Below are 15,648 nucleotides of genomic sequence, written 5' to 3' on the forward strand. Positions count from 1 at the left end.
ACCGTAACTTTGTTCTATGAATGTGCTGGAAAGACTAATGGGCTATATTGAAAAGGAGCATTTGTTGATGCCTCATGATAAAATATTGCTTACGGTGAGTGGGGGAAAGGACTCGATGTTAATGGCACATTTATTTGCAAAAGCAGGGTATACTATTGCGATTGCACATTGCAATTTTCAATTAAGAGGAACAGAATCTGATGAGGATGAAGCTTTAGTTCGGAAATTTGCAACGGAAAATAATGTTCCAATATACGTGAAGCACTTTGATACAAAAGCTTACGCAAAGGACCATCAGATTTCGATTCAAATGGCGGCCCGGGAACTTCGCTATACTTGGTTTGAGAAATTGCGACATGAACTGCAGTTCGATCGAATTGCAATAGCCCAGCATCTGAACGATCATATCGAAACGGTACTCCTGAACCTTTCACGTGGAACGGGTCTCCAAGGACTCCAGGGTATTTTCCCTATCCGGGAACGCATCATTCGGCCACTACTTTTTCTGAAAGCAAGCGAGATTGAACATTTTGTTGATATGTATGGGATTGCTTATCGAGACGATCAATCCAACTTTTCAACAAAATATGCGCGTAATAAAATAAGAATTGATATCATCCCACATTTTAAAAAACTTCAGCCAGATTTTGAGATAGTCTTCGAGCAGAATATCAATCATTTTAAGGAATCTTATCAGCTGTTGCAGCAATTTGTGGAGCCTATCCGGAGAAAGCTGTTTTATCCTATAGATGAGGGCTGGGGAGTTCGGAAAGAAGACCTGGAACCCTATATGGATAATTTGCCTTTACTCTATGAGTTGTTTTCGGCTTTTAATTTCTCAAAGGCGGTACTAAGTGATCTTCAACAGGCTTGGACGAGAGAGTCTGGGCGTATTTTTCAATCCGATGCCTACCATATGCTCTTGGATAGAAATGAGCTTTTTATTCGTGAAAAGGAATTTATTTCTCCCGACGAGGCTTTAATCACCTCCGAAACTTCAACTGTGGAGTGGAAACACTATTGTTTTCATGCCAATGTTTCTGCGGATCTAGCTATCGTCAAAGCGAGTGAGGTTGCAAAGCTGGATTATGATGTATTAGTTTTCCCGCTCACGATTCGATCATGGAAAGTTGGCGACAGCTTTTATCCTTTAGGTATGGAAGGGCGGAAGAAGTTGAGCGATTTTTTTATCAATAAGAAGATCAGCTTATTTGAAAAAGAAAATATTCCGATCGTAGTGAATGGAAATGGAGATATCCTATGGGTAGCCAATTATCGCATGGACAATCGTTATAAAATTACCGCCAATACAAAAAAAGTCCTTACTTTAGTTTGCAAAATTGATTAGCAGCAAAAATTGCTGATGTTAATCAGCGCCAAGGGTCTCTGTTTTGAGAATTAATGCCATATGCTTGATAGTCCAAACAATGGGCCCTGGAGGTGACAAAATCTATAGAAGTAAAAACGAAGTTATTGAGAAGCTCTGCTATTAGAAAACAATGGTGTGAAGTCTCCAAATTAATAGCTAAATCTTAAGTAAATGAAAGAAGGTGTACTTTATTCGGAAAATCAATATTTAGGTCGTGACCGTGTTTGGATAAGCGTGCGTTTGGTGCTCGTACTTTTTTGCTTCACAGCATTTTATTTGAATTTAGACCATTTGATATCGAGTCAATTGTTCTTTATCGTAGGAGTAGGTATTATCATCACGTCCATTGTCATGATGTATATGGTATTATTCCGTACGGAAGTATTTCAAGACCATATACTGATTAGTGGACTATGGTCTACTCGTGTCGTCAAAATCGATCTTGCCTCTATTACAAAAATAGAAAAGGCGCCTTATAGCACATTCTTTTTCAATAATCCGGTTTATAACCTGCATACAAAAGGAAAGATTAAATTCTTTGCTGGTGGCAAAAATGCTGTTTTTTTAACAGATAAAGATGGTCTTACTTACGTATTGGGAACACAGCGCCAAGAAGAGCTCTATCGAATAATTATGGAAACAAAAGGGCGAATAGGAAAGTCTTAAAATTTGTTAATAAATTCTTATCTGACATTTTAAAGACAACAGTTTATCGAGTTATTGGTTAAATTTGAGAAAATAGCAACGAATTAACTATGGCATTTTTAAAATTTATACTTATTGCATTCGCTGTTTACTTTGTAGTAAGATTCTTATTTAGATTATTTTTACCATTTGCAATGCGTAAGGCAGCTGAAAAGTTGATGAAAAAAGCGCAGCAGCAGGGTGGAGCATACGGTAGCCAAGGATCAGGCGGTACATTTTATTATGAATTTAATGGTCAAGGACAACAGGAAAGTAAAAGGTCTCAGCCCGAAGGGAAGGTACATGTCGATTACATTCCACCGAAGGATGGCCCTGAACGTAAAGGGACTGAAACTGCTGGTGAGTTTGTGGATTTTGAGGAAATAAAATAATTTTTAGCAACCCAAATAGCGTATCTTTGTGCTATGTGGCTGAAGCAACTTTCTGTTCTGAATTTCAAGAATTACTCGGAATCATCTTTGGAATTTCTTCCCGAGGTAAATGCGTTTACAGGGAATAATGGTGTTGGTAAAACCAATCTTTTGGATGCGATTCACTATTTATCACTCTGTAAAAGTTATTTCAATCCAATTGATTCGCAGCATATCAAATCAGGTAATGACTGGTTTATGGTACAGGGTGAGTTTGATAAAGAATCAATTAGTGACTTCATTTCTTGTAGCCTTAAGAAAAATCAGAAAAAGCAGTTTAAAAAAAATAAAAAGGATTATCCCCGACTCGCTGACCATATCGGCTTATTTCCTTTGGTCATGATATCTCCCAATGATAGCATCATCGTAACAGATGGGAGTGAAGAGCGCAGAAAGTTTGTCGATAATGTGATTTCCCAGACAGATAATAAATATTTAGATACCCTAATTATTTATAATAAGTTTTTAGCCCAACGTAATAGTCTCCTTAAACAAGCGCGTCAAACCAGTGTATTGGATCTGGGCCTAATCGAAATTCTCAATTTTCAACTTGAAGAAGTAGGAAATATTATTTTCCAGAAAAGAAGGTCTTTTATGGAGGAATTTCAGCCAGAGTTTGATCGACACTATCAGTTCCTTACCGAGGATGCAGAGTCTGTTCACTTACACTATGAATCGCCTTTAATGGCTGATTCTTTTCTAAATATTTTGGAGAAGAATTTGGAACGTGACCGTATTCTGGAACGCACAACTCAGGGAATACATAAAGATGATCTGATCTTTACCATTCACGGTGGAATGCCCTTAAAAAAGTTTGGCTCCCAGGGCCAACAAAAATCTTTTCTAATTGCACTGAAGCTTGCGCAATATTCTTATCTACAACAGAAAAAAGGTTTTAAGCCTTTACTTCTTTTGGATGACATCTTTGATAAACTTGATGATCGCCGTACACATAAATTGATGCAGATGGTTTCAGAAGATGATTTTGGACAGATTTTCCTGACGGATACAGATTCCATGAGAATTCAGCGAATCTTTGACGAAATCAGCCGCCCTGTTCGTATCTTTGATATTGAAGGAGGACAAGTCAATGTATAAGAAGCAAACTAAAAAAAGCCTAGAATTCATTCGGTCAAGCGACGATATGACGATTAAAGAGGGGGTTGAGCGTCTTTTGGAGGCTTATAAGCTACGAAGGAAATTTGATGAAACTTCGATCGCATCTGTTTGGCCTCAATTAATTGGTAAGGCTATTGCTAATCGCACACAGCAGCTATATGTTCGTGATAAAAAACTGTTCGTACGGGTAGAGTCTGCTGTTATTAAGAATGAATTGGCGCTTATGCGAAGACAAATTCTAGGAAGAGTAAATGAATATGTAGGTCACGTCATTATTGAAGAAGTCGTGATTTTATAAAACCTCCTTTCATGTTAGAGCAACTCTTTTAATATTTTTTTCCTATATCTGAGGCTAGTGCCTTAAAACTTTTCTCAAACTTCGAGCGTATTGAATTAAAACGAGTATTCTCATTGACGCGACAGCAGAAGAGGAATGGAGCCCAACTATCAAACAGTTTGAAAAGCAACCGGTCGGAAATGCACAGGTTAGATTTGTCCAAGGTGAATTGTTTTGGATTGTTTTTTCCTGGAAAACTACTTATAGAAACAAAGCGCAGAATTGACCTTTTCAACATAGCGATAAAAGGACGGATAGCATATAGTTCTTAACTTTCCACAGGGATCTGTTAGTATAGCTTTTTTATAAACACGCTATTTAACAAATTTGTCGATGACCGCTAACTTATACACATTTTTATGTGTATAACTACTTAGTTTTGCACATTTTGTCATTTTTTGGAAACCTTATACTTTGTGTTATTAACAATTTCATGTTGATAAGTGGTTACTTGTGCACATTTTATGTTGATACGCATAGGTCATTAAGCTACTTATTAACATTCTCTATGTTAATAAGTAGCTTGTTTTGTTAATAAGTATGTTGACGGGAGTAGTTTATGCACAAATTACCAACAATGACGCTGGGGAAAATTTTGCAAATAGGTCAGTATGTAGAATTTCTATTGAAAGTTGGTTTTTATAGGAATTGCTCCAAGTCACCTTTTCCTTCACGAATTACTTCAAAAGTTCCTTCTGTAAGATCAACCACGGTAGATGCGACATTATCGCCATAACCGCCATCTATAACAGCATCAACTAGATCTTCGTATTTTTCGTGAATTAATTCTGGATCGGTAGAATATTCAATAATTTCATCTTCATCGTGAATGGAGGCTGTCACAATAGGGTTGCCTAATTGTCTGACAATTTCACGAACAATATTATTGTCTGGAACACGGATACCCACGGTCTTCTTTTTGGAACTTAGGAGCTTAGGGACTTTAGTTGTTGCGTTAAAAATAAAAGTAAAGGGTCCTGGCAATGCTTTTTTCAATACACGGAATACGGAGGTATCGAAGGATTTTGTGTACTGCGAAATATCTGTTAAATCATAGCAGATAAATGATAGGTTCGCCTTTTCTGGTTTTAGCCCCCTAATTTCACATAAGCGTTCTATGGCTTTTTGTTGCGTGATATCACAGCCAATACCGTATACGGTATCGGTAGGGTAGATAATTACACCACCACGGCGAAGAATATCAACCGCCTGTTCTATTGCCCTGGGATTGGGGTTATCGTTATATATCTTAATGAGCATTTTTATTTTTGTTAAGCACCTGAATTAGGTCTAATCTCAGGCCCTATTGTAGGATGTCAATAGGGCAATGGTTATTATCTGCATTCAGATACACTATATATAAAAGAACAACAGCCAAAATATTTTGTTTTGGCTGTTGTTCTTTAGATTAAAATTCTGCGTTTTTCGGTGTGCGCGGAAATGGTATTACATCGCGGATATTTGTCATTCCGGTTGTGAATAATACCAAGCGCTCAAAGCCTACACCAAATCCTGAATGTGGGACTGAACCAAAGCGTCGTGTATCCAAGAACCACTCCATTTCTTCTGCAGGAATACCAACTTCAGCCATGCGATCGAGTAAGCGATCAAGATTTTCTTCACGTTGCGAACCACCGACCATTTCACCAATACCTGGAAAAAGAATGTCCATGGCACGGACTGTGTTTCTTCCTTGTGCATCCGGCTCATTTTGCTTCATATAAAAGGACTTGATTTCGCGTGGATAGTCTGTTAAGATAACAGGTTTTTTGAAGTGTTTTTCCACCAAATAACGTTCGTGTTCCGATTGTAAATCAGCTCCCCAGTCATCAATTAAATATTTGAATTGTTTCTTCTGGTTTGGTTTGCTACGCTTTAATATTTCAACGGCATCTGTATAGGTTACGCGTTCAAAATCGTTTGTTAAAACAAAGTTCAATTTCTCTACCAGGTTTAATTCTGACCGTTCCGCAGCTGGTTTTGATTTCTCTTCTTCCATTAAGCGATTTGTTAAGAACTCAATTTCTTCTGGACAAGTTTCCAAAGCGTATTTGATGACATATTTCAGCAAAGCTTCGGCCAGATCCATATTGTCTTCCAATTCATAGAAAGCCATTTCTGGTTCGATCATCCAAAATTCGGCTAAGTGACGTGTTGTATTTGAGTTTTCCGCTCTAAATGTTGGGCCGAACGTATAGATGTTTCCAAAGGCCATAGCGCCAAGTTCCCCTTCTAATTGGCCTGATACAGTAAGGTTCGTCGATTTCCCAAAGAAGTCTTCTTTGAAATCGATATCTCCATTTTCTTTACGTGGCGGGTTTTTTAAATCCAAGGTTGTAACCTGAAACATTTCTCCAGCACCTTCCGCATCCGAACCTGTGATGATCGGTGTATGCATATAGACAAAGTCATTTTCCTGAAAAAACTTGTGTACTGCAAATGCTAAAGCATTACGCACTTTGAAAACCGCATTGAATGTTCCGGTACGGAAACGCAAATGCGCAATTTCACGTAAAAATTCTAAGCTATGCTTTTTGGGCTGTAATGGATATTTTTCGGGATCAGAGTCGCCAATAATACTAACTTCTGTCGCTTTAACCTCAACTTTTTGCCCTTTACCCAGTGATTCTACCAATTGACCTTTTACGCGAACTGCTGCTCCAGTGGTGATCCGTTTTAAGATATCTTCAGGTGTATTTTCAAAATCGACTACTGCTTGAATATTATTGATTGACGAACCGTCATTGATTGCTATAAACTGATTGTTACGGAAAGTTCTTACCCAACCTTTAACAACGACCTCTTTGCCAAATTCTGTGGCATTCAATAGTTCCTTTATTCTTGTGTGTTCCATCTTAATTTTTGGAGATTGACTTGTAAAAGATGCTTTGTTAGAAAAGCAATACAAAAATAAGCTATTCTGTTGGTTTATTGGTTATAAATGTTGATTTAATTCACTTGAAGATGGTTCGTTAATGTGCAAAGGAAAAATATTTTCTGAAATAAAGATGGGTGAAAACGCAAAGCAGGGGAAACGACACATAGCTCACTTTGCTATGAAATATCGGATCGGTAGGAAGTGCTTTTTTTTCGTTGTGGCGTACAGAAATAGCCGATAGAAACAAAAAAGCGCGGATTATAACTAATCCGCGCTTTTTGTTATGATGATTAAAGGAACTAACCTTTTAATACTTTTGTTACCAATTCAGCAGCTTCTTTCAATAAGATTGCGGAATAAACTTGTAAACCGGACTCATCAATTAATTTTTTAGCCTCTTCAGCATTCGTACCTTGAAGGCGAACGATGATTGGAACAGGGATGTTACCGATTTCGCTGTAAGCATCAATTACACCTTGAGCAACACGGTCACAACGAACAATACCACCGAAGATATTAATTAAGATCGCTTTTACGTTAGGGTCCTTTAAGATGATATTGAAACCAGCCTTTACAGTTTCAGCGTTAGCAGTACCACCTACGTCCAAGAAATTTGCAGGTTCACCACCAGCTAATTTGATGATGTCCATTGTAGCCATTGCTAAACCAGCACCATTTACCATACAACCTACGTTACCATCTAATTTAACGTAGTTAAGGTTTGATTCACCAGCTTCAACTTCCGTCGGATCTTCTTCAGTTACGTCACGCATAGCAGCGTAATCTGGGTGACGGTACAAAGCGTTCTCATCAAGATTTACCTTCGCATCAACTGCTAAGATCTTGTCGTCTGAAGTTTTTAATACCGGATTGATCTCAAACATAGAAGAGTCTGTAGAATCGTATGCTTTGTAAAGAGCAGCAACAAATTTTACCATTTCTTTGTGTGCAGCACCAGAAAGACCAAGATTGAAAGCAATTTTACGTGCTTGGAATCCTTGTAAGCCTACTTTTGGATCGATTTCTTCTTTGAAAATCAAGTGTGGTGTTTTTTCTGCAACTTCTTCGATATCCATACCACCTTCTGTAGAGTACATAACGATGTTACGTCCTTTAGCACGGTCTAATAATACAGACATGTAGAATTCTTTTGTTTCGCTCTCGCCTGGATAATAAACGTCTTGAGCTACCAAAACTTTGTTTACTTTTTTACCTTCAGGTCCAGTTTGAGGCGTTACTAATTGCATGCCAATGATATCAGTTGCTCTTTGTTTGACTTCATCTAAGTTCTTAGCCAACTTGACACCACCACCTTTACCACGGCCACCAGCGTGAATTTGAGCTTTAACAACAACCCAATCAGAATTGTAGTCTTCTTTCATTTTTTTGGCCGCTTCCACAGCTTGCTCTGGAGTATCTGCTACGATACCTTCCTGTACGCGCACACCAAAGCTCTTTAGTATTTGCTTTCCTTGATATTCGTGAATGTTCATTTGCAAAAATATTTGGCGTAAAAATATAATTTTTTGGGGGATAAGACAAGGGATAAGTTGCTCTTTTATCTATTTTTTGACATTTAGACAAAATAAAATGGCTGGAATAGAGAAATAACAGCTTATTTATTCAAACTCGTGGTATCGTAAATTTATTTATCTTTGTCCTATGATGTTACATGCCAAAGGAATTCACAAAGCTTATGGATCATTACCAATTTTGAAAGGTGTTGATATCGCTGTTGAAAAAGGGGAAATCGTCAGTATTGTTGGTGCCTCAGGAGCTGGAAAAAGTACACTGTTGCATATTATTGGTACCTTGGATAAGCCTGATCAGGGAACAGTTTTCATCAATGGTGTTGATGTTCAAAAATTGAATGCTAAAAAGCTCAGTGCTTTCCGTAATGAACATATCGGTTTTGTTTTTCAATTTCACCATTTGCTGCCTGAATTTACGGCCTTGGAAAACGTATGTATTCCAGCTTTTATTCAGGGAAAAGGGAGATCCGAGGCGGAAGCTAAAGCAAGAGAATTGCTGGAATTATTGGGGGTTTCTCATCGTATTGACCACAAGCCCGCTGAAATGTCTGGCGGCGAACAACAACGCGTTTCTGTGGCCCGCGCTTTGATCAATGATCCTTCCATTATTTTGGCCGATGAACCTTCGGGTAATCTTGACTCAGAGAACGCGGCAGCTTTACATCAATTGTTTTTTGATCTTAGACATAAATTTCAACAGACATTTATTATCGTTACTCATAATGAGGAGCTTGCCCGAATTTCGGATCGAACGATTCATATGCGCGATGGGTTAGTCGTGTAACAGTAATCGGGATTATAATTATATTTTTAATGAAGAAAATACTCATAACTTTCGGGACCAGACCTTTGGCGATGCGTATCGCTAAAAGACTTGGGACTGATTTCGAAATATTATATGCAAGTTCAGAAGATATTCCCGAATTGCTTTTAGCCTCAGGGAAATATGCTAAAATTCCAAAAGGTCTTCTTCCTACTTTTGCGCATGAGATACTCAAATTAAGTTTAGACCAAGAGGTTGATTATGTGTTGCCTCTGGGTGGTTTTGAGCTGGAGCCATTGTCCACTGCCAAGGTTTTATTTGAGGAATATCAGATCTCCGTTCTTGTCCCCGATAAACAGCAGCTTGAAACTATTCCTGTTATGGAAAATCCACCTGCTGAATTGCCTTATAAACTCCTTTCGAAGGGGAACAATTTATTGGATTCGACGAGATTTGACAGGCCATTGGATGGATTGTTTGTCACTTCGGATTCAGGCGAGGACTTAGCGCTAATCTGTGTGTCCAAATAGAATCTTATTGTTGTGGCCAGTGTCATTAAGGTTTTAACGATGTCGACACAACCCTTAATTTTAAGCTTTTACTTATCATGATGTTTCCAGAAGATAAAAAGGTATATGTTTTTGAATTGGATGATGTTGTTTTTCCTAAAAAGGATTACTTACTTCAAGTATATTATCTTTTTGCTAGTTTTATAGAATTTACAGAGACTGTTCCTGCGCAAGCAGATTTGGTTCAATTTATGAAAAATCACCTTGAGCATCAAGGTGAGTATTTATTGTTCGAACATGCGCAGCAAACTTTTGGATTTGATCCAAAATATAAAGAGAATTTTGAGCGGCTTCATGTCAATGCAATTTTGCCGCTACGGTTACATTTGTTTGATCATATTAATACGCTGTTTAAGCAATTAAAAGCGGCAGATAAACATGTATGTATTTTGACGAAAGGAAATCCGCTAGAACAACTCAATAAAGTTAAATTTGTGGATTGGGGTGAATATGGGGATGATATAAAGGTTTATTTTAAAGATGAACTTGTTTTTAGGGAAATTGATCCATTGGAGTTCCTCGCCAAGGAGTTTACCGTTGAAACGGCTGCAATTCAATTTGTAGACTAAGTTTACAGTCAGTATCTTTGTTGAATCTACCAACAATAATTGCCATTAAAGTCGTTGTCGATATTGTTGAGAAAAAATTATGATTAGGGATATAAAAGCCCTATTTTTATATAAAGCCCTTGGATTTATGAATAAAGTGAACAAGCCTGCCACGATTAAAGAAATTGCCAAGAAGCTCAAAATCAGTCCTTCGACAGTTTCTAGAGCATTGAATGATCACCCAAGTATTGGACTGGTAACAACAATGCGGGTTAAAAAAATGGCCGAAGAATTGAATTATGAACCCAATCAGACGGCTATATTCTTCAAGCAGCGTAAAACTTTTACGATTGCTGTAATCTTACCGAGTTTGTCTGAACCGTTTTTTTCTTTCGCCATTAGTGAAATTGAAAATGTTGCATCAGAACACCGATATACAGTTCTGATGGGGCAATCCTTGGATGATCCTGATCGGGAAGAGCAAATTTTAAAAACATTTAAAAACCATCGTGTTGACGGGATTTTAATGTCTATAGGTAAAAAGACGACCAATTTGGAATTTATTGAGAAATTGGAATCGTCCGGTATCCCGATTGTTTTCTTTGACTGTGTGCCTAGTTTACCCAATATCAATAAAGTACAAAGTGATCTTTCTACGGGTATGAACGAAGCTGTGGACGCCTTCGTAGCCCGTGGACACAAAGTTATCGCGCTTGTAAATGGGCCGAAAACACTGCCCGCTAGTGAAGACAGAAAAGTAGCTTACCTATCGGCAATGAAAAGGAATGGGATGGATATTCTGGAGAATAATATCATCGAAACGGATTTGAGTACGGAAGGAAACGAGAAAGCGATGGATCATATATTCGCGATGTCTGAGCGGCCTTCAGCCATTATATCTTTTAATGACTTTGTTACACTTGATTTGATGAAAGCAGCCAGACAAAAGGGGCTTGTCTTAAATCAAGATATTTTCTTTATTAGTTATGCCAACTATCCGTTATGGCAATATATGGAAAATCCGCCAATGGGACGCATAGAGCAATTTCCAGGCATGCAAGCGCGTAAAGCCGCTGAAATCTTATTTGAACGCATTGACAATACCGAAATTGTCGATCAACAGATCGTCTTTAAGTCACGATTGGTTATGTAATCGCTATTATCCATTCGGCAATAAAACTAAAAAGGGGAAAATCATTAGATTTTCCCCTTTTTAGTTTTATTTTTTTTAATACTACAAGTGGATCACTTCACCGTAAGCATCAGCACAAGCTTCCATAATCGCTTCACTCATTGTTGGGTGAGGATGGATCGTTTTAATCATTTCATGACCTGTTGTTTCCAATTTGCGGGCAACAACAACTTCTGCAATCATCTCGGTCACATTGGCTCCGATAAGGTGTGCGCCTAGAAACTCACCATATTTAGCGTCAAAGATAACTTTAACAAAGCCATCTTTCGCACCAGCAGCTGAAGCTTTTCCTGAAGCTGAGAATGGGAATTTACCAACTTTAATTTCATAGCCGGCTTCTTTTGCCGCTTTTTCGGTATAACCTACAGAAGCAATTTCTGGGGAGCAATAGGTACAGCCTGGGATATTATTGTAGTCAATAGGTTCAACATGTAGCCCTTTGATTTTTTCAACACATGTGATCCCTTCTGCTGAGGCAACGTGAGCCAGGGCTTGGCCTTTAACGATGTCACCGATAGCATATACACCTTCGATGTTTGTTTTGTAGAAATCATCTACAACAACACGGCCGCGATCAGTTTTTACACCAACCTCTTCCAAGCCGATATTTTCGATATTTGGAGCGATACCAACAGCCGATAAGACAATCTCTGCTTCGATAACTTCAATACCTTTTTCTGTTTTGATTGAAACTTTGCTCAACTCACCTGTTGTGTCAACGGATTGAACTTCAGATTTCGTTAAGATGGTGATACCTTGTTTCTTTAAGCTTTTCTCTAATTGTTTTGAAATTTCTTCATCTTCAACAGGAACGATTCTATCCATAAACTCTACGATCGTTACCTTTGTTCCGATTGCATTATAGAAATAAGCGAATTCAACACCGATTGCACCGGAGCCAACAACAACTAAAGACTTTGGTTGCTTAGGAAGTGTCATTGCCTGACGGTAACCGATGATTTTTTTACCATCTTGCGGTAAATTAGGCAATTCACGTGAACGTGCACCAGTCGCTAGGATGGTATGTTTTGCCGAATATTCTTTAGTAGAACCGTCTGCTCCTTTCACATCGATTTTACCACCTTTTTTAATTTTTGCAGTTCCATTGATGACGTCGATTTTATTCTTTTTCATCAAGAACTGAATACCTTTACTCATTCCTTCAGCAACCCCGCGACTTCTTTTGACAATGGCGTCAAAATCAGCCTCACCACCTTGAACATTGATGCCGTAATCAGCGGCATGGTTTAAATATTCAAATACCTGAGCACTTTTCAATAATGCTTTTGTAGGGATACAGCCCCAGTTTAGACAGATTCCGCCTAATGATTCGCGTTCAATAATCGCTGTTTTGAACCCTAACTGAGCGGCTCTAATGGCAGCAACATACCCGCCTGGACCACTACCGATTACAATGATGTCGTAATTCATATAAATAAATATTCTGTAGTTGAGTGTTATAGCTTCAAATGACAAAATATGTGAAGCATATATTCATTCAAAAGTACGCATTTTTTCTGATGAATATGAACTATTTATTGTAAAATTGGCGGTTTCTGATAAAACACTGTCGCTGTTTCTGGCTGAATGTCACATCCTGGTCAAAGGGGGAAAAATAATAGTTAAAGCGTTTTTAGTGTCTTATTTTTGAAGTTCACAATACACAGTTTATCATTATGTTAAGAATATTCAGACAGATCGCCTTGTGGGAAGCTATCTCCACCATTTGCTTGTTTTTTATTGCTATGCCCTTGAAGTATTTTGCGGGAATCCCCGAAGCTGTCAAAATAGCCGGTTCCATTCATGGCTTCTTTGTTGTTATTTTTGTGGTTATGCTGATTATGTCAACAGTAGAATACAAGTGGCCTATATTAAAAGCGGTAAAATATTTCTTAGCATCCTTGATCCCTATTTTTGGCTTTTGGGTGGAATTGGACCTTAAAAAAGAAATCGAAGGAAAAAGACAGAAGTCATAGTGTTTGTATAAAAATTCAAATGCATGATTTTTATAAAGGTTCAGGAAGAGGTAAGAGAAGGAATTGGATTGCGAATAGACCAGAGGAATCACCTGTATTCAATGGACGAATACTTGTGTCCCTTTCCTTTGCGGGAGATATCAATTAATAAGAACAGGAGAGAGATGTTTAATCCTCTCTACCTGTCTTCTCAATACCCATATACGCATAGGTAATGCTATCCCTTCCGTGGGGAGCAGGATTACCTTCTTCATCCAGGTTTACAAAGACCAATTTATCGATTGATAGAATTGTTTTTCTGGATATTTTATTGCGGACCTCGCAGCGCATCGTTAACGATGTTGTTCCAAAATTGATCGCTTCAATACCCAGTTCAAGTATATCGCCTTGTTTGGCTGAGCTTACAAAGTTAATTTCTGAAATAAATTTCGTAACCACTTTGGGGTTTCCTAATTGAACGATAGCATAAATGACCGCCTCTTCATCAATCCATCGCAGGAGTGTTCCGCCAAATAATGTTCCATTGGGATTTAGGTCTTCGGGTTTGACCCACTTTCTTGTGTAAAAATTCATCGTGTTTAGGTAGTTAAGACAAAGGGGAAAAGTTTCCTTTTCCCCTTACGTTTCGATATTTATCGCCTAAGCGTGTATTGCTCTATTTGCTGTAGCTGCTAGCGCCGCCTCTTTGATTGCTTCCGTGTAAGTTGGGTGTGCGTGGCAAATACGTGCGATATCTTCTGCAGATGCACGGTATTCCATAGCTACGGTTGCCTCACCAATCATATCTGCTGCACGAGGACCGATCATATGTACACCTAATACTTCGTCAGTTGTCGCGTCTGCCAGTACTTTTACAAAACCGTCGGTGTCACCCGATGCTTTTGCACGACCAGAAGCTTTGAAAGAGAATGATCCAGCTTTGTATTTTACACCAGCCTCTTTAAGTTGTTCTTCCGTCTTGCCAACAGAAGCAACTTCAGGCCAAGTATAAACAACACCTGGAATCAAATTATAATCAATATGTGGTTTTTGACCTGCGATATATTCTGCAACATATACACCTTCGTCCTCAGCTTTGTGTGCCAACATTGCTCCAGTGATCACATCACCAATTGCAAATACACCTTGCACTGCTGTTTCCAGATGGGCATTAACGGGGATTTTCTTACCTCTTTCTTCTACTGTGATGCCGATATTTTCTAATCCTAAACCTTCAGAATACGCGGTACGACCAACGGCTACGATACAGTAGTCGCCTTCTAAAGTTACTTCTTGTCCTTTTGGATCTTCAGCAGTTACTTTTACAACTTTACCTTTCGCGGAAGCTCCAGTCACTTTATGACCTAAATAGAACTCCATGCCCAATGATTTTTTCAAAACACGTTGTAGTTCTTTTCCTAAGCCACCATCCATTGTACCGATGATAGATTTTGCAAATTCAACAACAGATACTTTTGAACCCAAACGCGCATAAACTGAACCGAGTTCCAAACCGATAACACCACCACCAATGACAATAAGGTGTTTTGGTATTTCTTTTAGGTTAAGTGCTTCGGTTGAGGTAATGATTCTTTTTTTATCAACAGGTAAGAAAGGCAATGAAGTCGGTTTCGATCCCGTTGCGATAATTACATTTTTAGCAGTGATCTGCTCTGTAGAACCATCTGCTTTCGTTATTTTGATGGTGTTTTTGTCCACAAATGAACCGACACCCTGAAAACTGTCAATTTTATTCTTCTTAAATAAGAAGGTGATACCGGCAGTATTTTGGGCAATGACATCGTCTTTACGAGCAATCATCTTTGCCATGTCTACTTTCAGATCTTTCAAACTGATGCCAAATGCATCAAAATTGTGCGCAGCATTGTGGTAATGCTCCGAAGAATCTAAAAGCGCTTTTGAAGGAATACATCCAACGTTAAGACAAGTACCACCAAATGTGCTATATTTTTCAATAACAGCTGTTTTTAATCCTAATTGGGCACAACGGATAGCTCCTACATATCCGCCTGGACCACTTCCGATTACAATTACGTCGTATTGCATTGATTACGTTTTATTTTTTTGTAGCACAAATTTAATGATTATTAATGGGATAGGAAATCAAAACTTACGATTTGTGATCAAAGACCCTTACTTTACATTTTTTTGATAAAAGAATGGAAAGTATGCACCTTGGGGAGGAACGGGGCGGTGCTTATAAAGGGGATAAATCTAAAAAAGGATATTCAAAATATGAATATCCTTTTT

The 15,648-nt window shown here is 38.3% G+C and carries 17 protein-coding genes; 11 read left to right on the forward strand and 6 right to left on the reverse strand.

Annotation, left to right across the window (positions count from 1 at the left end):
- The first annotated feature begins 16 nt into the window (after window positions 1-16).
- The 5 genes from tilS to B2O97_RS10130 all read left to right on the forward strand — a co-directional run bounded on the left by tilS (window position 17) and on the right by B2O97_RS10130 (window position 3,901).
- The gene (gene tilS / locus B2O97_RS10110) at window positions 17-1,348 is read left to right on the forward strand and encodes a tRNA lysidine(34) synthetase TilS (RefSeq protein WP_286767345.1); all 1,332 of its coding nucleotides are present in this window, start codon (window positions 17-19) and stop codon (window positions 1,346-1,348) included.
- Window positions 1,349-1,540: 192 nt separating this feature from the next.
- On the forward strand, window positions 1,541-2,035 hold the full coding sequence (locus B2O97_RS10115) for a hypothetical protein (protein WP_286767346.1): 495 nt from the start codon (window positions 1,541-1,543) through the stop codon (window positions 2,033-2,035).
- Window positions 2,036-2,124: 89 nt separating this feature from the next.
- Window positions 2,125-2,445 carry a DUF4834 family protein gene (locus tag B2O97_RS10120; RefSeq protein ID WP_070560663.1) on the forward strand — a complete coding sequence of 107 codons (321 nt, stop codon included), beginning with the start codon at window positions 2,125-2,127 and terminating at the stop codon, window positions 2,443-2,445.
- 33 nt (window positions 2,446-2,478) lie between these two features.
- Window positions 2,479-3,582, forward strand: a complete 1,104-nt coding sequence (recF, locus tag B2O97_RS10125) for a DNA replication/repair protein RecF (protein WP_070560661.1) — start codon at window positions 2,479-2,481, stop codon at window positions 3,580-3,582.
- Complete coding sequence (locus B2O97_RS10130) at window positions 3,575-3,901, forward strand: DUF721 domain-containing protein (protein WP_070560660.1); 327 nt, start codon at window positions 3,575-3,577, stop codon at window positions 3,899-3,901. The genes recF and B2O97_RS10130 overlap by 8 nt, the downstream gene beginning before the upstream one ends.
- Before the next feature lie 678 nt (window positions 3,902-4,579).
- Here the strand turns inward: B2O97_RS10130 and B2O97_RS10135 are convergent.
- From B2O97_RS10135 to sucC, 3 genes are all read right to left on the reverse strand, one after another.
- Complete coding sequence (locus B2O97_RS10135) at window positions 4,580-5,200, reverse strand: L-threonylcarbamoyladenylate synthase (RefSeq protein ID WP_070560659.1); 621 nt, start codon at window positions 5,198-5,200, stop codon at window positions 4,580-4,582.
- 148 nt (window positions 5,201-5,348) lie between these two features.
- A complete protein-coding gene (gene asnS / locus B2O97_RS10140; RefSeq protein ID WP_112373791.1) occupies window positions 5,349-6,794 on the reverse strand; it encodes an asparagine--tRNA ligase in 1,446 nt (481 codons plus the stop codon).
- Between the two features lie 323 nt (window positions 6,795-7,117).
- Window positions 7,118-8,311: an ADP-forming succinate--CoA ligase subunit beta gene (gene sucC, locus B2O97_RS10145; RefSeq protein ID WP_046674091.1), complete on the reverse strand. Its 1,194-nt coding sequence runs from the start codon at window positions 8,309-8,311 to the stop codon at window positions 7,118-7,120.
- Window positions 8,312-8,483: 172 nt separating this feature from the next.
- On the opposite strand from sucC, the gene B2O97_RS10150 reads away from it, so the two are divergent.
- From B2O97_RS10150 to B2O97_RS10165, 4 genes are all read left to right on the forward strand, one after another.
- Window positions 8,484-9,134: an ABC transporter ATP-binding protein gene (locus B2O97_RS10150; RefSeq protein ID WP_172462322.1), complete on the forward strand. Its 651-nt coding sequence runs from the start codon at window positions 8,484-8,486 to the stop codon at window positions 9,132-9,134.
- A 29-nt stretch (window positions 9,135-9,163) separates the two neighbouring features.
- On the forward strand, window positions 9,164-9,643 hold the full coding sequence (locus B2O97_RS10155) for a hypothetical protein (RefSeq protein WP_070560653.1): 480 nt from the start codon (window positions 9,164-9,166) through the stop codon (window positions 9,641-9,643).
- A 77-nt stretch (window positions 9,644-9,720) separates the two neighbouring features.
- Window positions 9,721-10,251, forward strand: a complete 531-nt coding sequence (locus B2O97_RS10160) for a hypothetical protein (RefSeq protein WP_070560652.1) — start codon at window positions 9,721-9,723, stop codon at window positions 10,249-10,251.
- Between the two features lie 127 nt (window positions 10,252-10,378).
- Window positions 10,379-11,383 (forward strand): LacI family DNA-binding transcriptional regulator, encoded by a 1,005-nt coding sequence (locus tag B2O97_RS10165; RefSeq protein WP_286767347.1) that lies wholly within the window; start codon window positions 10,379-10,381, stop codon window positions 11,381-11,383.
- Between the two features lie 81 nt (window positions 11,384-11,464).
- Here B2O97_RS10165 and lpdA (B2O97_RS10170) read toward each other — a convergent pair whose 3' ends face one another.
- Window positions 11,465-12,853: a dihydrolipoyl dehydrogenase gene (gene lpdA / locus B2O97_RS10170; RefSeq protein WP_070560650.1), complete on the reverse strand. Its 1,389-nt coding sequence runs from the start codon at window positions 12,851-12,853 to the stop codon at window positions 11,465-11,467.
- 245 nt (window positions 12,854-13,098) lie between these two features.
- On the opposite strand from lpdA (B2O97_RS10170), the gene B2O97_RS10175 reads away from it, so the two are divergent.
- Together B2O97_RS10175 and B2O97_RS10180 are read left to right on the forward strand one after the other, a co-directional pair.
- Complete coding sequence (locus B2O97_RS10175) at window positions 13,099-13,398, forward strand: DUF3817 domain-containing protein (RefSeq protein WP_046674086.1); 300 nt, start codon at window positions 13,099-13,101, stop codon at window positions 13,396-13,398.
- Between the two features lie 19 nt (window positions 13,399-13,417).
- Window positions 13,418-13,546 (forward strand): hypothetical protein, encoded by a 129-nt coding sequence (locus B2O97_RS10180; RefSeq protein WP_286752332.1) that lies wholly within the window; start codon window positions 13,418-13,420, stop codon window positions 13,544-13,546.
- 20 nt (window positions 13,547-13,566) lie between these two features.
- Here B2O97_RS10180 and B2O97_RS10185 read toward each other — a convergent pair whose 3' ends face one another.
- Both B2O97_RS10185 and lpdA (B2O97_RS10190) read right to left on the reverse strand, forming a co-directional pair.
- Window positions 13,567-13,971 carry an acyl-CoA thioesterase gene (locus tag B2O97_RS10185; RefSeq protein ID WP_046674085.1) on the reverse strand — a complete coding sequence of 135 codons (405 nt, stop codon included), beginning with the start codon at window positions 13,969-13,971 and terminating at the stop codon, window positions 13,567-13,569.
- A gap of 66 nt (window positions 13,972-14,037) precedes the next feature.
- On the reverse strand, window positions 14,038-15,444 hold the full coding sequence (gene lpdA / locus B2O97_RS10190) for a dihydrolipoyl dehydrogenase (RefSeq protein WP_070560648.1): 1,407 nt from the start codon (window positions 15,442-15,444) through the stop codon (window positions 14,038-14,040).
- Between the last annotated feature and the right edge of the window lie 204 nt (window positions 15,445-15,648).

The sequence above is a fragment of the Sphingobacterium sp. UBA865 genome, from assembly GCF_002295765.1.
GTDB classification, from domain to species: domain Bacteria; phylum Bacteroidota; class Bacteroidia; order Sphingobacteriales; family Sphingobacteriaceae; genus Sphingobacterium; species Sphingobacterium multivorum.